A 23,763-nucleotide genomic window follows, 5' to 3' on the forward strand; every position below is an offset into this window, starting at 1 on the left:
TTACGTACCGCGGGTCTAGGACACCCTACGCAAGGAGTGCTCCATGCTTGACCTCATCTATCTCGTTCTCGGCTTCGCCTTCTTCGCTCTGATGGCGCTCTACCTGCGCTTCGTGGCGCAGGCCTGAGGAGGAACCCATGCTCGACCTCGTTCTCGGCGCGGCGGTGAGCCTCTCACTCGCCGCCTATCTCGTTTTCGCATTGGTGCGCCCCGAGCGGTTCTGACCGCGCTTGCGCCCGATCCCCCCAACGCTTTTCTCAGGTGATGCAACGCCATGACCTCCAACGGCTGGCTTCAGATCGCGATCCTCTTCATAGCGGTGGTGGCATGCGCCATCCCGCTCGGTCGCTTCATGGCCCGCGTGTTCGCGGGTGAACGCAACTTTTTGACCCCCGTGCTCGCCCCCGTCGAGCGCGGCCTCTATCGCCTTGCCGGAGTCGATCCGGACAAGGAGCAGGGCTGGGTCGCCTATACGCTCGGCATGCTGGCGCTGAACGCCGCCGGCTTCGCCTTGCTGTACGCGATTCTGCGCCTGCAGGGCGTGCTGCCGGTCAATCCCCAGGGCTTCGGTGCCCTGGCGCCGGATCTCGCATTCAACACGGCGGTGAGCTTCGTCACCAACACCAATTGGCAGGCTTATGGCGGCGAGACCACCATGAGCAATTTCAGCCAGATGGTGGGGCTGACGGTGCAGAACTTCCTGTCCGCCGCCACCGGCATCGCGCTGGCCATCGCGTTGGTGCGGGGCTTTGCCCGGTCCGGCGCGGCGGGTGTGGGCAATTTCTTCGTCGATGCCACCCGCGCGACGCTCTACATCCTGTTGCCGCTCGCCTTCGTGACGGCCCTGATCCTCGTGGCGAGCGGCATGCCGCAGACCTTGGACGGCTCCTTTACCGCCACCACGCTCGACGGTGCGCATCAGACCATCTCGATTGGCCCGGTGGCCTCGCAGATCGCCATCAAGCAGCTCGGCACCAATGGCGGCGGCTTCTTCAACGTCAATGCTGCCCATCCCTTCGAGAACCCGACAGCCCTCGGCAACATGCTGCAGGTGTGGCAGATGCTGGTGATCTCTACCGCCATCGTGTTCGCCTTCGGCCATCTCATCGGCGATAAGCGCCAGGCCAAGGCGTTGCTAGCGGTTGTGTTCGTGCTGCTGATCACAGGTGTCGCCATCGCCTATTGGGCGGAAGCGGCCGGCACGCCGATGCTGCAGCAGGCGGGGCTCGACCCGGCCGGCGGCAATATGGAAGGCAAGGAGGTGCGTTTCGGCCTCGCGCTTTCCGCTCTCTGGGCGGCGGTCACCACTGGCCTGTCGTGCGGGGCGGTGAACGCCATGCACGGCTCCTTCACCCCGCTCGGCGGCATGGTACCGTTGGTGCTGATCAAGCTCGGCGAGATCCTGCCGGGCGGCGTCGGTTCGGGCCTGTACGGCCTGCTGGTGATGGCCATTCTCGCCGTGTTCGTCGGCGGCCTCATGGTGGGCCGCACGCCGGAATATCTCGGCAAGAAGATCGAGGCTAAGGAAGTGAAGATGGCGGTGCTGGCGAGCCTGGTGCTGCCGGTGTTCGTGCTCGGCTTCACCTCACTTGCCGCCAATCTCTCGGGTCCCGCGGCGGGTATCGGCAACGGCGGACCGCACGGCCTGACCGAGGTGCTCTATGCCTATGCCTCCGGCACCGGCAACAATGGCTCGGCGTTCGCCTCGCTGTCTGCCAACACCCCTTGGTGGAACACCACGCTCGGCATCGCCATGCTGTTCGGCCGCTTCGCCTATATCGTGCCGATGATGGCGATTGCCGGGTCGCTCGCGGCCAAACCCCGGCTGGCGGCGTCCGCCGGCACTTTCCCGACCCATGGGCCGCTGTTCGTCGGCCTCCTTATCGGCGTCATCTTGATCCTCGGCGGTCTGCAATTCTTCCCGGCATTCGCCCTCGGCCCGATCGCCGAGCAGGTGCAAATGCTGGCCGGCAAGACCTTCTGAGGAACGGAGCAAACCATGTCCGCTAAATCCGTCTCCTCCATCGCCAGCCCCGACCTGATCGGTCGGGCCGTCGTCGATGCCTTCAAGAAGCTCGATCCGCGCTTCTTGATGAAGAATCCGGTGATCTTCGTTACTGAAGTGGTGGCGACACTCGTCACCGCCATTTTCCTGCGCGATCTGTTGATCGGCGCGCCGGTCTTGTTCACCGGCCAGATCATGGGCTGGCTGTGGTTTACCGTGCTGTTCGCCAATTTCGCCGAAGCAGTGGCGGAAGGGCGGGGGCGCGCTCAGGCGGAAAGCCTGAAGCGGGCCCGCACCGACACGGTGGCGAAGAAGCTCGCCGATCCCAAGAACCGGGAGCGCTACACCAGCGTCTCGGCGCTTGAACTCAAGGTGGGCGACATCGTGCTGGTGGAGGCCGGCGACCTCGTGCCCGGCGACGGCGAGATCATCGAGGGCATCGCCTCGGTGAACGAAGCCGCGATCACCGGCGAGAGCGCCCCCGTCATCCGCGAAAGCGGCGGCGACCGCTCGGCCGTCACCGGCGGCACCACGGTGGTTTCCGACTTCGTGGTGGTGCGCATCACAGCGGCGGCCGGCTCGTCCTTCCTCGATCGCATGATAGCTTTGGTGGAAGGCGCAGAACGGCAGAAGACCCCCAACGAGATTGCCCTCACCATCCTGCTGGTGGGCATGACGCTGATCTTCCTCATCACCGTCGTCACGCTCTACGGCCTCGGGCTCTATGGTGGGACCGAACTGGCGGTGCCGGTCCTGGTGGCCCTGCTGGTGACGCTGATCCCCACCACCATCGGCGGCCTGCTCTCGGCCATCGGCATCGCCGGCATGGACCGTCTGGTGCGCCACAACGTGCTCGCCATGTCCGGCCGCGCGGTGGAGGCGGCGGGCGACGTCGACACCTTGCTGCTCGACAAGACCGGCACCATCACCTTCGGCAACCGCATGGCCACCGAGATCATCCCGGTTCCCGGCGTTTCCGATCACGAGGCCATGGAGGCGGCTGTGCTCGCTTCCCTCGCCGACGAGACGGCGGAAGGGCGTTCCATCCTCGCCCTGGCGCGGGAGACGTTCGGCATCGACGTGACAATGGTGCCGGACGGCGCGAGCTTCGTGCCCTTCTCCGCCTCTACCCGCATTTCCGGCATCGACCTTGCTGCTCGCAAGATCCGCAAGGGGGCGGTGGATGCGGTGCGCCGCTTCGTTTCCGAGGGTACGACCCGCAAGGTGTCGGAGCCGGTGGAGTTCAACGCGGCGGTCGATCGCATCGCTCGCTCCGGCGGCACGCCGCTGGGCCTTGCGGAAGGCGGACGCTTGCTGGGCGTCATCCATCTGAAGGACGTGGTGAAGCCGGACATCAAGGAGCGCTTTGCCGAGCTTCGCCGCATGGGCATCCGCACGGTGATGGTGACGGGCGACAATCCGGTGACTGCCGCCGCCATCGCCTCCGAGGCGGGCGTCGACGATTTCATCGCCGAGGCCACCCCGCAGGACAAGCTCAGCTATATCCGCAACGAGCAGCGGCGCGGACGGCTGGTGGCCATGTGCGGTGACGGCACCAACGACGCGCCGGCTTTGGCGCAGGCGGATGTTGGCGTCGCCATGCAGACCGGCACCCAGGCCGCCCGCGAGGCCGGCAACATGGTGGACCTCGACAGCGATCCCACCAAGCTCATCGAGATTGTCGGCATCGGCAAGCAGCTCTTGATGACGCGCGGCTCGTTGACCACCTTCTCGATCGCCAATGACGTGGCGAAGTATTTCGCCATCATCCCGGCGCTGTTCGTCGTCGCGATCCCGGAATTGAGCGTGCTCAATGTCATGGGCCTGTCGACACCCCAGAGCGCCATTCTCTCGGCTGTGATCTTCAACGCGCTGATCATCATCGCGCTGATTCCGCTAGCCCTGCGGGGTGTGCCTTACAAGCCGGCGAGCGCCGAGCGCGTACTCGCCCGCAATCTGTTCATCTACGGCCTCGGCGGCCTCTTGGTGCCCTTCATCGGCATCAAGCTTGTGGACCTCGCCGTGACCGCCCTCGGCCTCGCCTGAAGGAGGCGCTTATGTTGTCCCAGCTTCGTCCCGCCATCGTCGTTTTGGTGGCCTTCACTCTCCTCACCGGCATTGCCTATCCGCTGGCAGTCACCGGCATCGCCCAGGTGGCCTTTCCAGCCGCCGCCAACGGCAGCCGGATCGAGCGCGGCGGCGTCGTGGTCGGTTCGGCCCTGATCGGCCAGAAGACCGAGGGCGCCGGCTATTTCCATCCCCGGCCTTCGGCGGCCGGGGAGGGATATGACGCATCCAACTCCTCCGGCAGCAACCTTGCGCCCACCAGCGCCAAGCTGAAGGACCGTATTCTCGCCGATGTCGCTGCACTTCGTGCGCAGGGTATCAGCGGGCCGGTCCCGGCCGATGCCGTGACTACCTCCGGCAGCGGCCTTGATCCGCACATCTCCCCAGCCTATGCGCTGGATCAGGTGAAGCGCGTCGCCACCGCCCGCAACCTCCCGGAGGGCATGGTCCGCCAGGTGGTGGAGCAGAACATCCAGCCGCGCGAACTCGGCATCTTCGGCGAGCCGCGCGTCAACGTGCTGAAGTTGAACCTGGCTTTGGACGCACAAAAATAGTTGCCACGGGCGGGCCGGTCTTCAAGGATCGGCCCGCCTGCTCCTGAGACCCTGAACCAAGGGACGTGAAATTGCAGGACAAGCCGCGCGCGTCACCTGACGCCCTCCTCGCCAAGGCCGAGCGTGAGGGCAAGGGAAAGCTGCGCGTGTTTCTCGGCGCCGCGCCGGGCGTTGGTAAGACCTACGCCATGTGCCAGGCCGCGAAGGCGGCCAAGGAGGGCGGCAAGGATGTTGTCGTCGGCATCGTCGAGACTCACGGTCGGCGCGAAACCGAGGCGGTGACCGAGGGCCTCGAAATCCTGCCGCGCCGCTCCATCGCCTATCGCGGCCGGCTGGTGCCGGAGTTCGACCTCGATGCCGCGCTCGCGCGCCGGCCGGGCCTTCTTCTGGTGGATGAATATGCCCACACCAACGTTCCGGGCAGCCGCCATCCCAAGCGCTGGCAGGATGTGCGCGACATCCTCGATGCCGGCATCGACGTGTGGACCACGCTCAACATCCAGCACCTGGAGAGCCTGAACGAGGTGGTGCAGCGTATTTCCGGCGTGCGCGTGCGCGAAACCGTGCCGGATACCGCCCTCCAGGAGGCCGATGAGGTGGTGATGGTGGACTTGCCGCCGGACGAGTTGCTGAAGCGGCTCGCCGAGGGCAAGATCTATATCCAGGACACCGCTGCGCGGGCGATCGAGAATTTCTTCAAGCCCACCAATCTCACCGCCTTGCGCGAGCTCGCCCTGCGCCGGGTTGCGGCGCGGGTGGACAGCGATCTCGTCGAGCATATGCAGGGCGGCGCCATCGAGGGGCCGTGGGCGGCAGGGGAGCGCATCCTGGTGTGCGTCGGGCCGGACGCCTCGGCTCAGCGGGTGGTGCGCGAGGCGAAGCGCCTTGCCGATCTCGCCGATGCGCCCTGGTTCGCCGTCACGGTGGAACGCCCCGGCGCGCTGCCGAGCGTCGCCGACCGGCAGCGCATTCAGGAGGCGCTACGCCTTGCGGAGAGCCTCGGGGCCGAAACCCGCGCCCTGGTGGGCAATGATCTGGTCGCCGAATTGCTGCGCTTTGCGCGGTTCGAGAATGTCACGCAGGTCGTGGTGGCGCAGGCACGACCCTCGCGCCTCAATCGCGTGCTCTCGCGCACCTTGGCCGATGCCCTGGTGCGTAAGGCGGACGGCATCGCGGTGCATGTGGTGACCTTCGGCGCGGAAGCCGAGACGGCGCCGGCGCGTCGGGTGCGGTCCCTGCACGCCACGCGCGGGGAAACGCTCGGCTATGTCGTGGCGCTGGGCGCGGTGGCGTTGGCGACGGTTGCGGGTGAGGGGCTCACCGAAATGGTGGCGCTGCCGAACGTTTCGATGGTCTATCTGCTGGCGGTGCTGGTTCCTGCGATTCAGTTCGGCGTGCGGGCGGCCGTGTTCGCCTCCCTGCTGTCTGCGCTGACCTACAATTTCTTCTTCATCGACCCGGTCTATACCTTCACCATCGCACGGCCGCACGAATTTCTGGCGCTGGCGATCTTCCTCATCATCGCTGTGCTGATCTCCACCGTCGCGGGGCATTCGCGGGAGCGCGCGGATGCGGCGGCGATCCGCATGCGGGCGGCGCGCCGTCTCTATGAATTCACCCGCAAGCTTTCTGCCCTTGTGGACGCCAATGCAGTGGCGGAGGGCGCGGCCTCCGAGATCCAGACCATCCTCGGGCGCTCGACTGCGATCCTGGTGCCGCGCGGCACGGAGATCATTCTCGCGGCAGCCTGGCCGCCGGAGGATCGGCTGGATACCGCCTCCATGAGCGCGGCGCGCTGGGCACTGGAACGCAACGAACCGGCCGGCGCCGGCACCGGCACGCTGCCGAGCGTGCCATGGCTGTTCTTGCCGTTGCGCGCGCGCGACGTGCAGGTGGGCGTGATCGGCATCGAAAGCGCCGGGCCGGCGGGCCCGCTCGATCCGGAATCGGCGGTGCTGCTCAACACGCTTGCCGACCAGACGGCGGTCGCCCTGGACCGCTCCGGCCTCGCCGACGAAATGGCGAACGTGAAGACGGCAGCCGAGGCGGAGCGGGTGCGCAATATCCTCCTCGCCTCCATCAGCCATGATTTCCGCACGCCCCTGTCCTCGATCCTCGGTGCGGCGACGGCGCTGATCGATTATGGCGAGCGCATTGCCCCCGAGCAGCGGCGCGACCTGCTCTCCCAGGTGCGCGAGGAGGCCGAGCATCTCGACGGCATGGTGCGCAACCTGCTGTCCATGACCCGCCTGGAGGCGGGCGCGCTGGATCTGCGGCGCGACTGGACCGATATCGGCGAGGTGATGAGTCAGGCGGTGGTCCTCGCCAAGCGGCGCGGCGCCACCCAATTGTTCGCGGTGGAAGGCGAAAAGAACCTTCCGCTGGTATTCGCCGACCAGATCCTCCTGAATCAAGTTCTGGCGAACGTGGTCGGCAACGCCATGCGCTATGCCGGCCCCGGCGCCCATGTGGTCCTCGCTGCCCGCCGCGTGGGGAATATGATCGAGATTTCAGTGACCGACGACGGCCCCGGCATCGCGCCGGAGCTTCTGCCTCATGTGTTCGAAAAGTTCGTGCGCGCGGTGCGTGAGGGCGCTGATGGCGGGGAGGGGTCGGGCCTCGGCCTCGCGATCGCTAAGGGCATCGTCGAGGCGCATGGTGGCAGCGTCACTGCACAGAGTCCGGTCGAGGGCACGCGTCGCGGCGCGCGGTTCACCTTCCTACTTCCCATCGGCGGCATACCCGCCGACGCATCCTGAGGACCACAGCATGAGCCTCGGCAAGATTCTGGTGGTGGACGACGAGCCTGCGATCCATCGTTTTCTGGCCCCCGCACTCGCGGCTGCGGGATACGAGGTTTCGGCCGCAGAGGACGGGGCGCGCGCCTTGCGTGAGATCGCCACCCATCCACCTGACGCCGTGGTGCTCGACCTTGGCTTGCCGGACATGGACGGCAAGGACGTCATCCGTCGCCTGCGGGCCTGGTCCCAGGTGCCGGTCATCGTACTGTCGGCGCGTGAGCGGGAAGCCGAGAAGATCGAGGCGCTGGACCTCGGGGCCGATGACTTCGTCAACAAGCCCTTCGGAATCGGCGAACTGATGGCGCGTATCCGCGCAGCCCTGCGGCACCGGGCGGGGGATGTTTCGGAAGATCCGGTCCTTCGGGTGGGGCCGGTCGAGATCGACCGTGCTCGTCACCGCGTGAGCCGCGACGGTGACGAGGTGAAGCTGACGCCCAAGGAATTCGAGCTTCTGGTATTTCTCGCCCGCCATGAGGGAAAGGTGGTAACTCACCACCAATTGCTCACGACGGTGTGGGGACCGGCCCATGGGCAGGATACCCAATATCTCCGGGTCTATGTCGGACAGTTGCGCCAGAAGCTGGAGCTGGATCCGAGTGCGCCGGCTCTCATCATCACCGAGCCCGGCATCGGCTATCGCGCCGGCGGCATGGGGTGATCATCGGTTCCGAGCGGCGTCGCCGTGGGGAGGATCGGCGAGGAGGTGCCCGTCGCGGTGGCGTGACGGGCGATCTCGAAGCAAGGGCGGCGCCCGTTTCCGGCATCCCCGATCCCTGTGGGGACTGCGCGGGATTTGCCGGGGCGCCGCACGGGCGTGACCGATGCCTGGGCGAGCGGGGCGCGCCCACCATCGGCGTCACGCCGCGTGCGAATAAGCCCCGAACGGTGTGACTGAAAGCCCGAAGGCCTGGGACCAGGTCTCGAAGGCGACCCAGGCGTGGGCCCGCATTTCCGGCGTGCGGGCGTGCTCCATCTGGGCCAGCAGCATTTCGGCATATTGACCGACTTCGTCCGCCTCATGGGCCTGCAGGAAGCCGATGGCATCCTCCAGGCCGCGGACATTGCGATCTTCCCCGCCGATGAGGATACGCAGCGGACGCGTCACGTAACTTGGGGATTGTGTTTGCATCTTTTTTCCCTCCAAGGCCGTGCGTTTTCCGTATTTCCTTCCCGCCGACCGCCCGCGTGTCCGACCCCGGTAATGGGCGGATGCGAAAGATACCGGAACAAGAAAGAATGCTGCCCGCAAAACTCAAAGTCGCGGGTCAACACGAGCAAAACGCACGTGCAGGGATCAGGTTCCGCCCGCATCGAAAAAAGTTCAACAGCGTTCTTAACTCAAGGGAAGGGGAGAACTGATGCGCCGGGGTCCGGCGCCCCGCAGCGCGTCCGCTCTTCCTGCTTGGCGGCGATCCAAAAGGCTTCCATCTCGTCCAAGCTCGCCTCTTTCGGCGTGCGGCCGGTAGCGGCAAGCTGGTCCTCGACAAAGGCAAAGCGGCGGGAGAATTTCTCATTGGTGCCGCGCAGCGCCGCCTCCGGGTCGACGCCGGCATGGCGGGCGAGGTTGACGAGCGCGAACAGCAGGTCGCCGATTTCGTCCTTCACGGCCTCGACGCCGCCCGCATCCAGGGCCTGGGAGACCTCCTCGGTCTCCTCCCGGATTTTTGCCAGTACCTGCCGCGCATCGTTCCAATCAAAGCCAACGCGACCGGCTTTTTCCTGCAGCTTCAGCGCGCGTGTGAGGGCCGGTAGGCCGACCGGCACGCCATCGAGCGTCCGGCCGGTCTCGTCCGCGGGCAGTCCGGCGGCCGCGCGGCGCTGGGCGCGCTCGGCCTTTTCCTGCGCCTTGATCTCGCTCCAGAGCCCCTTCACGGCCTGCGGACTGAGATCGCGTGCGGTGCCGAAGACGTGGGGATGGCGGCGGATGAGCTTGGTGGTGATGGCCTCGACCACGTCGCCGAGGTCGAACAGATCTGCTTCTTCCCCTAGCCGGGAATGAAATACCACTTGGAGCAGCAGGTCACCCAGTTCGTCCGGCAGGTCGGCCATGTCGCCGCGCGCGATGGCATCGGCCACTTCATAGGCTTCCTCGATTGTGTAAGGGGCGATGGTGGAGAAATCCTGCTCCAGATCCCACGGGCAGCCGGTGCCGGGCGTGCGCAGCGCCGCCATGATCTCCACCAGGCGGGCAAGGTCGCGGGAGGGCTGCATGGGGATCTCCTTGCAAGGGCGCCGCATGGCGGGGTGCGGCGGGTGGGTCTATGATCGCGACACGTCTGCCGAGGATAAAGCATGAGTACCCTCTCCTCCGAAAGCGCGCTCGTGGGTGCGTCACCGTCCGATGACGATGGCATCCGCCCGGGCGAAGTCGCCGTCGCGCTACCCCCGGCCTTCGATGCGGGGCTCTATTTCATCGGCCGCATCCGCACCCCCTGGGCGCGCCGGGAAGACTGCCCTAAGCGTGGTAGCGAGGAAGGGCCCATCTGCCGGCTGGAGATTGATCCGCGTTGGGAAGCCGCGCTCGAAGGGGTGGGGCGGGAGGCGCGCCTCCAGGTGCTCTATTTCATGGATCAGGCGCGGCGCGATCTGGTGCTTCAGATGCCAAGGCGCGCCACCGCCGCCTCCGGCACCTTCGCGCTGCGCTCCCCGGTGCGGCCGAACCCCATCGCCTCCTCGGTGGTGCTATTCGTGGCGCGTGAGGGCATGAGCATTCTCGTGCGCGGGCTCGATTGCATCGACGGCACGCCACTGGTGGATCTCAAGCCGCAATATTGCACCCTGGCGCATGATGTGACTTAACGTCAGGCCCGTAACCTCGCGAGGTTCCCCTTGAGCACATCCACCGGCCTGACTTTCGGCGCGGGTCCGCAGGACGGCGCCCTGCCGGCGGAGGAGGGGCTGACCTACAGCTTCCGGCCGCGCCTGATCGGCTCCGGCTCGCGCTTCCGCCTTGACGGCGAACTTTTGCATTGGAGCGTCGGCGCCCGCTCCGGCGTGTTGAACATGCGCGACGTGACGCGGGTGCGGCTGAGCTTCCATCCCGGCCAGCTCGCCTCGCCCAATTTTGAGACCGTGATCCACGGCAAGGCGGGGGAAAAGCTCACCATCGGCTCGCTGTCGCGCACCTCCATCACCAATGTGGACGACCACCGAAAAGCCTATGCCGCTTTCGTTGCGGCACTCCACGAAGCGCTCAGCCCCCATACGGCACACATCGTGTTCGATGGCGGGCTGCCGGTGTGGCGCTGGTGGCTGATGAGCGCGCTGGCCCTCGTCACCGGTCTTGGGTTGCTGGCGGTTCTGGCGAGCGCGCTCGGCCATGCCGATTGGACCGTGGGTGCGCTGATCCTGGTGCTGTGCCCGCTATTGGCATGGCCGCTGATCGAGATGCTCTGGCGCAACCGGCCGGCGCCCTATTCGCCCTCAGCCTTGCCGCCGCGCTTGCTGCCGAGCTGAGGGCGCGCCTCTTCCTCCTGCGCCTTGCGCATCAGGCCGGCCGCCACATCGGCGACGCGGGGCGCGGGCAGGGCGGTGAAGGGCAGGGGGCGGGTGACCGCGATGGCGGCGAGGCCAAGGCGCGCCGTGAGCAGGCCGTTGACCACCCCTTCGCCCAGCCGTGCCGAGAGGCGTGCGGCGATGCCGGAGCCCACCAATTCCTGCACCAGCGTATCGCCCGCCGCCATGCCGCCAGTGACGGCGAGATGGCTCAGCACATGGCGCACCAGCCGCAGCATGCCGAGGGCGCCAGGGCGCCCGCCGTAAAGCTCGGCCAGCCGGCGGATCAGCACGAAGGCGCTGTAGAGCACGAACACCAGATCCACCACCGCGCGCGGAGAGACGGCGGTGACCACCGAGACCCGCTTGGCGGTGTCCGAGACCATCTGCTGGGCGCGGGCGTCGAGCGGCGCCATCAGTGTGCGCTCGGTGAGCTGCACCAGATCCGCCCCGTCGATGATCGCGTCGAGATGGGAGGAGAGATCGGCGCGGGCGCGGGCGAGCGCCGGCATGGCCTTGGCGAGGGCGAGCAGGTCGCGCGTCACCCCTTCGGCAAGCGGCCGGTCGTCCTGCGCGAGTGCCCGCAAGGCGCGTTCGCGGATCGAATCCAGGCTGGCGAAGCGCATCAGGCCGGCCACCTCACGGCCGATGATGGCAAGCACCGCGATAGCCAGCAGCCCCGCGAGCGCGAGGCCGAGATAGCCGAGACCCTCGGCATGGGCGAACAGATCTTCGATCAGCTTGGTCACGGCAAGGCCGATGCCAAGGCTCACCAGCCCACCGAGCGCGGTCCAGAACAGGGCGCCGAGGCCGAATCCCTTGCGCCGTACAGGCGCCGGAACGGTGATGTCCTCCGTCTCCTCGATCATCGGCGCCTCGGTCACGACGATACCCGCCTCGTCCAGGCGGAAAACCTGGGGCCGGGCCGTTTCGGACCGGGGGGTATCGCTGCGCGGGTTTGCCATCGGGATCGGATCTCAGGTCAGGCGGTCGCCGAGGAGGAATTGGAGCGCGCGGTCGAGGCGAATATGGGGAAGCGAGCCTGTCGCGCCAATGCCGGCCGGCGGGCGGAAGCGCAGGAAGCGGAAATCCGCTTCATTGTCCGGCCCGCTGGCGAGCCCGCGAAACGCTGCGCCATCGGCGGCGAACAAGGCGTCCGGGTTCGCCGGCAGTTCACCGGGAAACAGCGCGACCTCCTCGCTGCCGTCGAACACCTGTCCACCGGCTTGCTGTCCCGCTTCGGGCGTGCCGATGATGGCGGCGATGCTGCGCCCGCCCTTGGAAACATCCGCCTCGCGGGTGGCGCGTATGGCGGCGAGGGCCGCCACATCGATCCGCGCTCCGCCTTCCTGGGCGCGCGCAAGCGCGCGTTCCACCAGCCGGCGCAGAATGGCCTCCAGCCGGTCATGGCTGGCCCGGTGAAGATGATCGGCCTTGGTGGCGGCGAACAGCACTTTTTCAATGCGCGGCCGCAGCAGCGAGGTAAGGATCGAGTTTCGCCCAACCCGGAAGGCCACCAGGATGGAATCGAGCGCCCGCTCCAGGTCTGCCAGGGCCGCTGGCCCTGCATTGAGGGCGGAGAGCGCATCCACCAGCACGATCTGCCGGTCGAGCCGGGCGAAATGATCGCGGAAGAAAGGCCGCACCACCATGGTCTTATAGGATTGGAAGCGCCGCTCCATCATGGCGCCGAGCCCGTCCGTCGTCCTTGTGCCCGTGTCCGCGAGATCAAGCGGGGCAAAGGTCAGGGCCGGTGAGCCTTCCAGATCGCCGGGCATCAGGAATCGGCCGGGCGGCAACAGGCTCATGCCCACCCGCTCGCCACGGCAGGCGGCGAGATAGGCGGTGAAGACGGCCGCCAGCTCACGTGCCTTGGCCTCGTCCGCCGGCCCGGCAGGATCGGCGGCTGCGAGGGTCGCGAGCAACCCCTCGGCATAGGGTGCGCGCGCGGGAGCACGGGCAAGCTCCAGGGCTTGGCGGCAGAAATCGCCATAGCTCATGTCCAGAAGCGGCAGATCCAGCAGCCATTCGCCTGGATAATCCACAAGGTCGAGCGTCAGGCGCCGCATGCCGCCGCGTGCCGGCGCATAGGAGATTTCCAGCCGCAGTTCGCTGATGCGGGTGGTGGAGGCGGGCCAGTCGCGCGCGCCGGCGAGGCGAGCGAGGTGATCTTCATAAGGGAAGCGCGGGACAGCGTCGTCCGGCTGCGGGGCAAGCTGTGCGCCGGCGATGCGGCCGGAGTTCATGGCCTCGAACACCGGCAGCCGCCCGCCGCGCATCAGGGCATGGACCAGCGCGGTGGTGAAGATGGTCTTGCCCGAGCGCGCGAGCCCGGTGACGCCCAGGCGCAAGGTGGGATGCGCGAGATCCTCGAACCGGTCGGCGACGGCGCGCAGGCCGATCCAGGCTTCATCCAGCAGGCCCAGGGCCAAAGGTCACATCTCCAGCATCAGCAAGCGTGGGGTTACGAAGCGGTCGAGACGACCGGTCTGTGGCGCCACATCCTCCCAGTCGTCGATGGGCAGGTCGATAATGGCAAGCGCGCCGGTGGGAAATTTTTCCGCCATCAAGGCCCGGGCCGGCGCTGGCCCCTGGTCCGTGAGCACGTCGGCCAGGTCCTCAAGGCCGGGATTGTGCCCCACTAGCATCAGCGCATGCACCTCGCGCGGCTGCTCACGCAGCACCCCGAGCAGGCGGTTGACGCTCGCCTCGTAAAGGCGCGGTTCGCTGAGCACGGTTGCCGTCGCCGTGGCAGGCAGGGCGGGTGCGAGCAATTCCCAGGTTTCCCGGGTGCGGCGGGCCGGCGAGACCAGGACCCGGTCCGGCACCAACTCCTGCGCCGCCATATAACTCCCGATTAAGGGTGCGGCCGCGCGCCCTCGGGACGCGAGGGGGCGTTCGGGATCGACGATGCCCACGGGCCAGTCGGATTTCGCGTGGCGAAGCAGAATGAGGCGGCGCATGGACCATCCGGGGCGTGGCGAGACTCGCACCTTACCATGCGTGGCGGCGCGTTGCAGTGCGGCGAACCGCCGAGGGGCCGAGCCGCAGACACCGCCGCCGCGTAGGCGGCGGTAGAAAGCTAGCGCGAGACTTTTGGGTGCGTCGTTTCTGTCCTTGTGGCGGCTGGCAATTCGTTGCTCTAAGAGCGCTACGTTTCATGACATTCGCCATGTTTCCGGATGCTCGACGGGAACGTCGGTGGCTTGCCTATCTCGTGGCACCGTCGCTGAGCGCCACGGCTCTGCCGCCGCGTTTCTTGGCGGCTTCCGCCCCGGAGCCGGCCAGTGGGGTGCTGGCGGCGTATTCCCTCACCACGTCGGCCCATGGGCTACCTCGCGGTCCATTTCACCGCATCCCTTAAAATCAACCCACGGATACCTCTGATGCGGGATCGGCCTTGGAGGTGGCGCGAAGCGATGCTACGCCTTGATCTCGCCGGATTTGCGACACGTTTGCACCTTCACCAACGTTGCGGCAATCGGGCGGGATCGAAACCGGGAATGGGGGCGCCATGACCCTTTCGACACGATGAGCGCTATCGTGCGCTCCACCGGGCCGGGCATCGTCGCGGCCGAACTGCCGTCCCAGCCGCGGGGCGATCTGGACTGCGATGTCTGCATCATCGGCGACGGCGTGCCGGGGCTGTGGATCGCCCTCGTGCTGGCCCTGCGCGGTCGCGCCGTGGTGCTGCTCGACACCAAGGCCCCGGAAGAGGGGCGCCATGAGGCTGTGGTGGGCGCGGGACTTGATCTGACGGCGACTGACCTGTGCGAACGCGCCGACCGGGACCGCGCCCGCGCGCTCTACGATCTGTCCGTGGGCGCCGCCCGCAGCGCCATCCGCTTGCTGGAGGTTCTCGGTCTGGAGCAGACGGGCGAGGGGCAATTGCTGGTGCCGGGTCCGGCGGGACTTTCCGACCTCCTGGACGAGGCGGCCGCCCGCGATGTCCTCGGTCTTTCCGAGCTGAGCCGCGTGGGCGAGACCGATCTCGGCGACCTGCTCGGCACCGACGCCTATGCCGGGGCTCTGTTCGATTCCCATGCGTGGCGCTTTGACGTGCGGTCCCTCGGCCGTCTGCTGGGCGATGCGGTGGCGGCTGCCGGCGTGCGGCGCTTCGTGAACGCTCCGGTCCAGGGCGTAGATCTCGACGGGGTGCGCAAATATATCCAGCTCGCTGGCGGACGGGTCCGGGCGGACCATGCGGTGTTCAGCGCCACCCGTGGCCTCGGCCGGGTCGCGCCCTGGCTCGCCCGCGCGATTTATCCCGCAACGTTCGTGACTGGAACCTTTGACACGGGCGGTGTGCGACTAACCGAGCCTGGCTCGAGTGGCCTGGCGGTGCGGGAGACGGGCGCCCGGCCGGCCCGCTTCCTCCTCGACGGAAGCCGGATCACCGTCACCGCGCCGACCGCCACTTATCAGGGCCGGGAAGTCGCGGCTGCCTGTGCCCTGCGGCGGCAAGTCGGCGCGCTTTATCCGGGGCTCGCCAGGGCCACGGTCGGCGCGGCCTTCGGCTGGCGCGCGGCCTGCGCTCCTGCCGGCCTGCCGGTGATCGGCAGCTATCGTCCCGGTGTGTGGTATGCGCTGGCGCTGGGTCAGGACCCGCTCGCCAATGTAAGCCTTGCCGCCGATCTGATCGGCGACGCCATCGTCGAGCGCGACGATCGCATCACCCTGTTCGGGGGCCCGCCGCTTCCCTCCACCTGGGGTGTGCTCGGGGCGGGCATGCGCTGGAGCACCTATTGGGCCGGCCGCATCGCCGACCGGAGCGAACGCCGCCGCGCCCGTTTCGCGGACCGTCAGGAGGTCAGCATGGTGGAGTTTTCCAGCGCTTAGCGGGATTTACCATTCATTTGCCGAACCCGATCGTAATACGGGCCAACGGCCTAAAAACCGTGATCGTTTCCCAAATGTGATATTTTTGGCACCATTGGTTGCTAGAGCGACGCTACGGTGCGCGCTGTTGTGAACCTGGGTGGACCATGGCCGCGCTGCGCCCTTTTTCTTTCATGATATTGCTTGCCGCGGGCTTCGCCCTCACCACCGCACCGCTCGCCAATGCTGCCGACGTCGCTCCTACCGCATCGACCTCGGGGAGCGTGAAGCCGGCCACGGAAGACTGGTATGTCACCATTGGTGCGTCCGGAATTCTGGTGCCTCAGTATCCGGGCGGTGATACCTACCGGGTGCGGCCGGGCGTGATCTTCAGCCTTTCGAAGGCCAGCGATCTCAATAGCTTCCATAGTGTCGACGACAATCCGTCCGTCGCTCTTTTTGACACCGGGACGTTCCGCATCGGCGCCGCCGGACGGATCGACTGGGGGCGTGACGAGGACGATGCAGACCGGCTGACCGGGCTCGGTAATGTCGATCCCTCGCTGGAGGTGGGCGGTTTCACGGAATGGTATCCGGTCACTTGGCTGCGCCTGCGGGGGGAGCTGAGATACGGATTCGGCGGGTATGAGGGCTGGGTCGGGGATCTCGGAGCGGACGTGATCGTCCCTTATCAGACTTGGCATTTTGCGATTGGGCCTCGCCTCGCTTTCGCATCCTCTGCCTATCAGCAGGCATATTTCGGCGTTACGCCTTTCCAAGCGCTAAGTGCCAATTTCCTCGGTAATCCCCTTCCGGTCTACGAGGCCAGCAGCGGGCTCTATTCCTGGGGCATTACCGCTCAGCTCACCAAGGAGTTCGGCCGGGGCTTCACCGGCGGGCTATTCGGCACCTACGGTCGTCTGGTCGGCGACGCAGCCGATTCGCCATTGGTTGAAAATGCCAACCAGTTCACCGCAGGCATCTCGCTCTCCTATACCTTCAACGTCGGCAAATCCTGGTGGTGAGCAGCCCGCGGCGTTCCAGTACACCGCCAGACCTCGTCATAGCGGTACCCCGCTGCAGCAGTGAGGCGCGAGTTGCCCACCTTGAGTATGCTCGCATACGTCGCAGCCTTCGATGGCGGTTGTCGTGGGGCGAGGCGGTCGATATAAGCGCGGCGACCCGGTGGGGATCAGCGACGCTGTATCGAGGACATTGCTGATGTCGGTCCAAATCGACCAGGACTATCGCCCCCGCGAGGACGAGCCCTTCATGAACGACCGCCAGCGGGAATATTTCCGGCTGAAGCTGTTGAACTGGAAGGAGGATATCCTGCGGGAGGCGCGTGAAACGCTGCAGCACCTTCAAGACGAGAACCAGAATCATCCCGACCTTGCAGATCGTGCGTCCTCCGAAACGGACCGCTCGATCGAACTGAGGGCGCGCGACCGCCAACGCAAGCTGATCTCCAAGATCGAGGCGGCGCTGGGACGGATCGAGGATGGGACCTACGGTTATTGCGAGGATACGGGGGAGCCGATTTCACTGAAGCGGCTAGAAGCTCGCCCGATCGCTACGTTGTCGGTGGAAGCCCAGGAGCGGCATGAACGCCGGGAGCGGGTCTACCGCGACGATTGAGGCCTCCTTGCGGGACTAAAAGGCCGCGCATCAGGAGCACTCTTCGGAATGTGAGGTTCCCGGTGTGATTCTTGCGATGGCAACCAAAGGCCGGGCTCAATGCCCGGCCTTTTCCTTGAATAGGGCATCCGCCAAAGGGACCGCAGTCAGCGTGGCGCACCGCGCCCGAGCAGACTCGCCATTTCGGCCTCGAGGTCCTCGAACGGATCCTTCTCGGCTTCGGTCGGGGACGGGGCTTTTGCCTCAGCGGCCGCGGCGGGCGATTCGATCATAACCATGGCGTCGGAATCGAGCGCGAACGGGTTCGAGGGCTCCCGTGCGAATACATCCGCCGGTACTGCTGCCGGCGTAACCGGCGGAGCCGGGACGGCAGGCGGCGTCGCCCGGGGCAGCACCCACCGGCGGGCCGGCTGGGCTGCTTCCGGGGGCAGGGCCTGGGGTGGCACCGGAGGCGCGGCGCGTTGCGGGACGACCTTGGGCTGCGCGGGGGGGGCGAACTTCAGACTTTGCGGATTGGGAGGACGTGCCTGCACCTGGGGCGCGGTAGCCGGCATCTCTGGCTCCGTACTCTCGTTAGTCGGCTCGACGACACGGGCGGCGGGCGGCGGGGCAACCACATTGGTGGCAACTTCCTCGCCTGCTAGCGGGGAGGATGTCGTAGCATCTTGCTGGGGAGCAGAGATGTCTGCTTCGGGGCGCGGCTTGACATTGGCCGTGCGGAAAAGAGCCCCGATGCCGCGGCGAGGGGGCGTGGCTTCCGCGATCGGGTCCGCAGCAGGAAAGATTTCCGCATGGTCGCCTCCGACCAGGGTCTCAGCGGGAGGGCCCTCTACGGCATCCGGGCCAAGCAGATCCTCAAGGGTTAGGGCGGGGATGATCTCAGCCGACCGCGGCGGCGGAACAGCCGGCGGTTCGACCGGCGGCGCAGAGGGCGCCGGCCGTCGGAGCGGAGCTTCCGTGAGGCGGGGCTCCGTACGCTGCCCAACTGCGACAGGTTCGCTTTTTCCAAGAGCAAATGTGGTTCCGCGGCGCGGCTGTTGAGGCTCCGTGCGTGCAGTGGGAGGCGCCGGAGGGGTGGCGGCTGCAGGTTCAGCCGAGACCGGCGGAGCCGCGACCGCGGCAACTTCCGGCACCGCGGGCTCAGCAACGAGCGGAACAACCATTTGCGGCTCGTTGGTGGCAGGCGACTGTGCAACCACATCCGGGATGGCATTTGAGGTAGCCGGAGCAACCTCTACGGCAGGGATGGCAGCACGTGCCGGCTCGACCCGGCTCTCAAACCGCGGTGGCCTTACGAAGGGAGCACGCGGCGCGGGCGGTTCGGCGCGGCGCGCAGCCTCGGCCGCTGGATCCATGCGGCGAACCGGAACCGGGCGACGGGGATCGGTTGCCGGAGGTGCAGCTTCGGGGACCATGACGGGCGCAGCGGTCTCGGTCTCAACGCCCGTGACACGCGCAGCAGCAGGCATTTCCTCGGGGGCAGAGGGCCTTGGTGTCAGAGGAGCGGCGGGCAAGTTGTCGGCAAGCTTATCGGCTGACGGTCTCTCAACCCCGGTCGTTTCCAGCGCCGGCCGATCGGTACTGGCTCTGTCGGCACCTGCGCGTTCGGCACTTGGCCGAGCCGAACCGGCAGGGGCGACAAGGGGGCGTCGAACGGCAACCGGCTCGCGTGGCGGCAGAGCCTCCCGGGCATAAGGGGATTCACGCGGTGGCAGGGCATCGCGGTTCTCCCGCACGCCGAGGGCTTCGCGCTGCTCGCGGGACGGCAGAGCTTCACGGGCGTCCCGGGGTGGCAACGACTCGCGCGGCGGGGCCTCGCGAGTCGGCAAGACGTCGCGCGAAGCTTCACGGCCCACTGTCGGCTCGCGCGCGGACCCACGGGAAATGGCGGGCTCAACCACGATATCCGTCGACCCGCCCACCAGCAGCAAATGCTCGACCTCGTCTCGCCGCACAAGCACCAGACGGCGGCGCGGGTCGATCGTGACGCTATCGAGAACCGCGAGGCGGGCCTGCCGGGACCGCGAGGCACCGCTTCGCCCGTCCCGCCCGAGGCGTCGCACGAGGAACACGGTAAGCCCCAGCAGCACCCCGATCACCAGCAGCGCGATGACGATGCGCACCGGTAGATCGAGTTGGGCCCCAAACAAATTCTGCAACATCGTTTGTCCTCATTCGCAGCCCGCGAGATGCAGCACGTTGCCGATCCGGTGCCGCTTGGTGGAACGGTCACGCCCATCGCGCGGGCGCAGGATACAGCATCAACCGGCGACCAAGAAATTGTTGACGATCATGGCATGATTTCAACCAATGCCGTAACTTTGCGTTAATTTCCGCGGATTCGATGCAGCTTAACGGCTGAGCGAGCGCTTCTGCGCCCATCGGAAGGAGACTTTCATGAGCACCGAAGCGGGCGATGCGCGCTCGGGTTTATCGAGCGACGCATCTGGCCGCAGGCCATTCCGGCGGAATACCCTGATCGTTGGCGGGGCGGCTTTCGCAGGGGGTATTTTTGCCGCCATCGTGCAGGACAGCACCGGCGGCGCCATTACCGCGATCCTGGCAGGACTCGCAGCGATCGGCATATTCTCCACGTTAAGAGCGATCGTGCGGCCATTGGGGGGCAACGAGCGGAGCGGCGACGAGCTTGCGCAGGCGCTGCTTGCGAACATGAGCGATGCCGCTGTCGTAGTGGAGGCTGGCGAGCGTGTGATCACGAAGAATGCGGCTTATCTCGCCCTAAGTCGCAGTTCCGCCGAGCAGGCTCCGACACCGGACCGCTTTCTTGGCCGGGTTCCCGGTGGGCAGGCGAAGGTGGGTCTGCTGCTGCGCAGCGTGGCCGAAGGGGAGAAGGGCACGCAGTCCTTTCCCTTCGATTCCACTCCCGAGGGGCGCAGGCTGATTGTGTCCGTGCAGCCGCTGGCCGGTTCGCGCCGCGCGCTCTGGATGTTACAGCTCGCTGGCGCGACCGCAGAAGCTGGAGCGGGGATCGCTATTGCGCAGCCACAGGCTGGATTGGCCGCTATCCGCTCGCGCGGATCACAGGTGGCTGGGCCGTCTGCACCGGCCGACGGGCTCACGGTACTCGCCGAAATCTGGGACAAGGCACCGGTGGGTATGCTGCTGCTGTCCCCCAGCGGCGGCCGACTGGTCAATGGCACCTTCGCCCGCTGGCTGGGATATGGACTGGCGGAACTCGGTAGTGGCGAAATCGGTTTCGCGGAACTGATCGCTCCGGAAAGCGCGGCCTCTGCTCGTGAAGTGCTCGAACGAGGCTCTTGCGATCCGGGCGGGATCGATCTCGACTTCGTGCGCAAGGATGGGTCGACCGCGTCGGGGCGGGCCTGGATTGACGGGCGGGCAGGGGAGGCCTGCATTGCGGTGGTGATCCCCCGCAGCGACGCGCCTGTATTCGCTGCATCCATAGATCGGCCGGCGTCCTATGAGGCCGCGGGCGGGGCCGTTGCGAATGGCGCCGATGCTTCTTTCTTCTCCCGATCTCCCCTCGCCATGGCGACGGTCGATTCATCGGGAATCCTGCGCGAGGCGAATGCCAGTTTTTCAAGATTGTTCGCGAGCAGCGCCGCCGCCCTCGTCGGTACCAAACTCGAGGCGCTGGTCGCCGAACGCGATGCGGTCGCCGTGGCGGGCCTAGTGCGCGAGGCCCTGGCCGGGGAAGCGAGCGGCCCCGCCGTGGATGCGGGCTTGGCCGGTGAGGGAGGCCGTTCGGCTCGGCTTTACGCCGCCAGCCTCGGTTCGGCCGGGCATGGTGCTGCGGTTTATGCGGTGGACACAACCGCCCAGCGGGCGCTTGAAGCGCAATTCGCGCAATCTCAGAAGATGCAAGCAATCGGCCAGCTTGCCGGCGGCGTGGCGCACGATTTCAACAATGTTCTGACCGCCATTCTCGGCTATTGCGATCTGCTGCTGGCCAATCACCGGCCGAGCGATCCCTCCTTCCCCGACATCATGCAGATCAAGCAGAATGCGAATCGGGCCGCAGGCTTGGTGCGTCAGTTGCTCGCCTTCTCGCGCCGGCAGACGTTGCGCCCTCAGGTGATCCAACTCACCGATGTGATCTCCGACCTGTCCATGCTGCTGCGACGGCTCATGGGTGAGAGCATCACGCTGCAGGTGGAACACGGGCGCGACCTGTGGCCGATTCTGGTGGACGTGAACCAATTCGAGCAGGTCGTCGTCAATCTTGCGGTCAATGCGCGCGACGCCATGCCCTCGGGCGGGGTCGTAACGCTGCGCACCCTCAATGTGCTGGCAGCGGCATGTGCCGACTATGGCGACGCCAGCAGCCTCGCTCCGGCCGATTATGTCCTGGTCGAGGTCGGCGATACCGGCACCGGCATGGCACCGGAGATCATGGAAAAGATATTCGAGCCGTTCTTCTCCACGAAGGAAGTCGGCAAGGGGACGGGCCTTGGCCTCTCCACCGTCTACGGCATCGTCAAGCAGACCGGTGGGAGCGTGCTCGCCACCAGCGAGCCCGGCACGGGCAGCGTGTTCAGGGTCTTCCTGCCACGCCACGAGGGGGTGGCGGAGGCGGTCGAGTCGCGTCCCGCAATGCAGGATTTGCGGGTGCCCGATCTCACGGGACAGGCCTCGGTGCTGCTGGTCGAAGACGAGGACGCGGTCCGCGCCTTCGCTTCCCGTGCCCTCAGCGCGCGGGGATATCGTGTGGTGGCAGCGGCCAACGGGGCGGAGGCTCTGGAGGCCATGGATGCGCCCGGCAACAGCTTCGACGTTGTCGTCTCGGACGTGGTTATGCCCGAAATGGACGGGCCCAGCCTTCTGCGCGAACTGCGCCGCCGCGATCCGAAGCTGAAGATCATCTTCATCTCCGGCTATGCGGAGGAGGCCTTCGCGAAGAATCTGCCCGAGGGCGAGCGCTTCGCCTTTTTGCCCAAGCCCTTTTCCCTCAAGCAATTGGTCGCGGCCGTTAAGGAAGCCACCCGCCCCTGACGCTTCTGGCGCGACGTTTCCACTGTCATACTGTCGCACTTTCCATGGGTCATGCGGCGATGGATATTCCGGGAACGGCCTGCCCCGAACGGCGCTGCGTCACGCGCGATGCTGCATTGCGAAGGCGTCGCCGAACGCATCGGCGTCGCGGCGGGAGCTTGGCCGTGTCGAAGGATTGCAACGCGCCGCTCTTCCTTCGCCATCAAGGCGCCGCTCGGTTTCCGAGTTAGCTCTGATATACAAAAAAACGTCTGGCTTTTTGTGTGTCTATCGGTTTCCGCTTGGGTACCGCCGCGAGAATGCAGCGATCTGCACCCGGCAATGGCAAGGTCGCACTTGCCACTCATCTGGCGCTGCGATAAGCCTCGCTCGTTTCGAACTCCTCCAACCGAGGCCGGCGCGGTAACGCTTCAAGCGGATCGCCCATGCGCCCCAAGGTGCGGATCATGAACCTGCTGCTCCAGGATTATCTCCCGGTCGTCATCTTCATCGGGGTATCGGTCGTGATCGGCTTGGCCTTGCTGGTATCGCCGTTCCTCGTCGCCTACAGCAGCCCGGATCCGGAGAAGCTTTCAGCCTACGAATGCGGCTTCAACGCATTCGACGACGCGCGCATGACATTTGACGTGCGCTTCTATCTCGTCTCCATCCTCTTCATCATCTTCGATCTGGAAGTGGCCTTCCTGTTTCCCTGGGCGATCACGTTCGGGGGCCTCGGCGATCTCGGCTTTTGGTCCATGATGATCTTCCTCGGCGTGCTCACCGTCGGGTTCATTTATGAATGGCGTAAGGGAGCACTCGAATGGGATTGACCCCTTCTGCGACGAAGCCCCTCGTGGCTCCCGCCCCGCGCGGCCTCGTCGATCCCAACACCGGCCGTCCCGTCGGCTCGGACGATCCCTTTTTTCAGGAGATTAACTCCGAGCTGGCTGATCGCGGCTTTCTCATGACGACTGCCGACGACCTGATCACCTGGGCGCGGACCGGTTCGCTCATGTGGATGACGTTCGGGCTCGCGTGCTGCGCCGTGGAGATGATGCAGGTCTCCATGCCGCGCTACGATGTGGAGCGCTTCGGTTTCGCGCCGCGCGCCTCTCCGCGCCAGTCGGACGTGATGATCGTTGCCGGCACTCTGACCAATAAGATGGCGCCGGCGCTCCGCAAGGTCTACGACCAGATGCCGGAGCCGCGTTACGTGATCTCCATGGGCAGCTGTGCCAACGGCGGCGGATATTATCATTATTCCTATGCCGTCGTGCGCGGCTGTGACCGGATCGTGCCGGTGGACATTTATGTTCCCGGCTGTCCGCCCACCGCGGAAGCGCTGCTTTACGGCGTCCTTCTTCTTCAGAAGAAGATCCGCCGCATCGGAACCATCGAACGCTGAATCGCTGCACATACGGCGACGGGA

The 23,763-nt window shown here is 66.4% G+C and carries 21 protein-coding genes and 1 pseudogene; 15 read left to right on the top strand and 7 right to left on the bottom strand.

Going from position 1 to position 23,763, the window contains the following annotated elements:
* The first annotated feature begins 137 nt into the window (after positions 1 to 137).
* From kdpF to V5F77_RS11905, 6 genes are all read left to right on the top strand, one after another.
* Positions 138 to 224, top strand: coding sequence for a K(+)-transporting ATPase subunit F (gene kdpF / locus V5F77_RS11880; RefSeq protein ID WP_348846543.1), 87 nt, complete (start codon positions 138 to 140; stop codon positions 222 to 224).
* 50 nt (positions 225 to 274) lie between these two features.
* Positions 275 to 1,984, top strand: coding sequence for a potassium-transporting ATPase subunit KdpA (kdpA, locus tag V5F77_RS11885; protein WP_429005560.1), 1,710 nt, complete (start codon positions 275 to 277; stop codon positions 1,982 to 1,984).
* Between the two features lie 15 nt (positions 1,985 to 1,999).
* Complete coding sequence (kdpB, locus tag V5F77_RS11890; RefSeq protein ID WP_429005561.1) at positions 2,000 to 4,051, top strand: potassium-transporting ATPase subunit KdpB; 2,052 nt, start codon at positions 2,000 to 2,002, stop codon at positions 4,049 to 4,051.
* Between the two features lie 11 nt (positions 4,052 to 4,062).
* Positions 4,063 to 4,626 carry a potassium-transporting ATPase subunit KdpC gene (gene kdpC, locus V5F77_RS11895; protein WP_429005562.1) on the top strand — a complete coding sequence of 188 codons (564 nt, stop codon included), beginning with the start codon at positions 4,063 to 4,065 and terminating at the stop codon, positions 4,624 to 4,626.
* 65 nt (positions 4,627 to 4,691) lie between these two features.
* The gene (locus V5F77_RS11900; protein WP_429005563.1) at positions 4,692 to 7,385 is read left to right on the top strand and encodes a DUF4118 domain-containing protein; all 2,694 of its coding nucleotides are present in this window, start codon (positions 4,692 to 4,694) and stop codon (positions 7,383 to 7,385) included.
* Positions 7,386 to 7,395: 10 nt separating this feature from the next.
* On the top strand, positions 7,396 to 8,085 hold the full coding sequence (locus V5F77_RS11905) for a response regulator (RefSeq protein ID WP_429005564.1): 690 nt from the start codon (positions 7,396 to 7,398) through the stop codon (positions 8,083 to 8,085).
* A gap of 198 nt (positions 8,086 to 8,283) precedes the next feature.
* Here the strand turns inward: V5F77_RS11905 and V5F77_RS11910 are convergent, their stop codons facing one another.
* A complete protein-coding gene (locus V5F77_RS11910; protein WP_429005565.1) occupies positions 8,284 to 8,556 on the bottom strand; it encodes a hypothetical protein in 273 nt (90 codons plus the stop codon).
* A gap of 209 nt (positions 8,557 to 8,765) precedes the next feature.
* Positions 8,766 to 9,638: a nucleoside triphosphate pyrophosphohydrolase gene (gene mazG / locus V5F77_RS11915; RefSeq protein WP_429005566.1), complete on the bottom strand. Its 873-nt coding sequence runs from the start codon at positions 9,636 to 9,638 to the stop codon at positions 8,766 to 8,768.
* Positions 9,639 to 9,719: 81 nt separating this feature from the next.
* Between mazG and V5F77_RS11920 the strand changes: the two genes are divergently transcribed.
* Together V5F77_RS11920 and V5F77_RS11925 are read left to right on the top strand one after the other, a co-directional pair.
* Positions 9,720 to 10,226 carry an SAM-dependent methyltransferase gene (locus tag V5F77_RS11920; RefSeq protein ID WP_429005567.1) on the top strand — a complete coding sequence of 169 codons (507 nt, stop codon included), beginning with the start codon at positions 9,720 to 9,722 and terminating at the stop codon, positions 10,224 to 10,226.
* 30 nt (positions 10,227 to 10,256) lie between these two features.
* Positions 10,257 to 10,883 (top strand): hypothetical protein, encoded by a 627-nt coding sequence (locus tag V5F77_RS11925; RefSeq protein WP_429005568.1) that lies wholly within the window; start codon positions 10,257 to 10,259, stop codon positions 10,881 to 10,883.
* Here the strand turns inward: V5F77_RS11925 and V5F77_RS11930 are convergent.
* From V5F77_RS11930 to V5F77_RS11940, 3 genes are read right to left on the bottom strand one after another with little or no spacing between them, the layout of a single operon-like run.
* Entirely contained in the window at positions 10,841 to 11,887 is a 1,047-nt protein-coding gene (locus V5F77_RS11930) for a YcjF family protein (protein WP_429005569.1), read from the bottom strand. The genes V5F77_RS11925 and V5F77_RS11930 overlap by 43 nt on opposite strands.
* 12 nt (positions 11,888 to 11,899) lie before the next feature.
* Positions 11,900 to 13,354: a YcjX family GTP-binding protein gene (locus V5F77_RS11935; protein WP_429005570.1), complete on the bottom strand. Its 1,455-nt coding sequence runs from the start codon at positions 13,352 to 13,354 to the stop codon at positions 11,900 to 11,902.
* A gap of 3 nt (positions 13,355 to 13,357) precedes the next feature.
* Entirely contained in the window at positions 13,358 to 13,885 is a 528-nt protein-coding gene (locus V5F77_RS11940) for a SixA phosphatase family protein (RefSeq protein WP_429005571.1), read from the bottom strand.
* Between the two features lie 568 nt (positions 13,886 to 14,453).
* On the opposite strand from V5F77_RS11940, the gene V5F77_RS11945 reads away from it, so the two are divergent.
* The 3 genes from V5F77_RS11945 (at position 14,454) to dksA (ending at position 17,378) form a co-directional block, all read left to right on the top strand.
* A complete protein-coding gene (locus tag V5F77_RS11945; RefSeq protein WP_429005572.1) occupies positions 14,454 to 15,761 on the top strand; it encodes an NAD(P)/FAD-dependent oxidoreductase in 1,308 nt (435 codons plus the stop codon).
* A gap of 146 nt (positions 15,762 to 15,907) precedes the next feature.
* The gene (locus V5F77_RS11950; protein WP_429005573.1) at positions 15,908 to 16,765 is read left to right on the top strand and encodes a MipA/OmpV family protein; all 858 of its coding nucleotides are present in this window, start codon (positions 15,908 to 15,910) and stop codon (positions 16,763 to 16,765) included.
* A gap of 196 nt (positions 16,766 to 16,961) precedes the next feature.
* Positions 16,962 to 17,378, top strand: a complete 417-nt coding sequence (gene dksA, locus V5F77_RS11955; RefSeq protein ID WP_429005574.1) for an RNA polymerase-binding protein DksA — start codon at positions 16,962 to 16,964, stop codon at positions 17,376 to 17,378.
* A gap of 146 nt (positions 17,379 to 17,524) precedes the next feature.
* Here dksA and V5F77_RS11960 read toward each other — a convergent pair whose 3' ends face one another.
* Both V5F77_RS11960 and V5F77_RS11965 read right to left on the bottom strand, forming a co-directional pair.
* Positions 17,525 to 17,932 carry a hypothetical protein gene (locus tag V5F77_RS11960; protein WP_429005605.1) on the bottom strand — a complete coding sequence of 136 codons (408 nt, stop codon included), beginning with the start codon at positions 17,930 to 17,932 and terminating at the stop codon, positions 17,525 to 17,527.
* A gap of 1,389 nt (positions 17,933 to 19,321) precedes the next feature.
* A pseudogene (locus tag V5F77_RS11965) lies at positions 19,322 to 19,540 on the bottom strand (flagellar biosynthetic protein FliO); the annotation flags it as partial.
* A gap of 27 nt (positions 19,541 to 19,567) precedes the next feature.
* On the opposite strand from V5F77_RS11965, the gene V5F77_RS11970 reads away from it, so the two are divergent.
* From V5F77_RS11970 to V5F77_RS11985, 4 genes are all read left to right on the top strand, one after another.
* Entirely contained in the window at positions 19,568 to 19,708 is a 141-nt protein-coding gene (locus tag V5F77_RS11970) for a hypothetical protein (RefSeq protein WP_429005575.1), read from the top strand.
* 67 nt (positions 19,709 to 19,775) lie between these two features.
* On the top strand, positions 19,776 to 22,352 hold the full coding sequence (locus V5F77_RS11975; protein ID WP_429005576.1) for a response regulator: 2,577 nt from the start codon (positions 19,776 to 19,778) through the stop codon (positions 22,350 to 22,352).
* A gap of 446 nt (positions 22,353 to 22,798) precedes the next feature.
* Positions 22,799 to 23,164 carry an NADH-quinone oxidoreductase subunit A gene (locus V5F77_RS11980; protein ID WP_429005604.1) on the top strand — a complete coding sequence of 122 codons (366 nt, stop codon included), beginning with the start codon at positions 22,799 to 22,801 and terminating at the stop codon, positions 23,162 to 23,164.
* Positions 23,155 to 23,739 carry a NuoB/complex I 20 kDa subunit family protein gene (locus tag V5F77_RS11985; RefSeq protein WP_429005577.1) on the top strand — a complete coding sequence of 195 codons (585 nt, stop codon included), beginning with the start codon at positions 23,155 to 23,157 and terminating at the stop codon, positions 23,737 to 23,739. The genes V5F77_RS11980 and V5F77_RS11985 overlap by 10 nt, the downstream gene beginning before the upstream one ends.
* Positions 23,740 to 23,763 lie beyond the last annotated feature (24 nt).

This window comes from Roseixanthobacter psychrophilus, assembly GCF_043195195.1.
Lineage (GTDB): Bacteria > Pseudomonadota > Alphaproteobacteria > Rhizobiales > Xanthobacteraceae > NCEH01.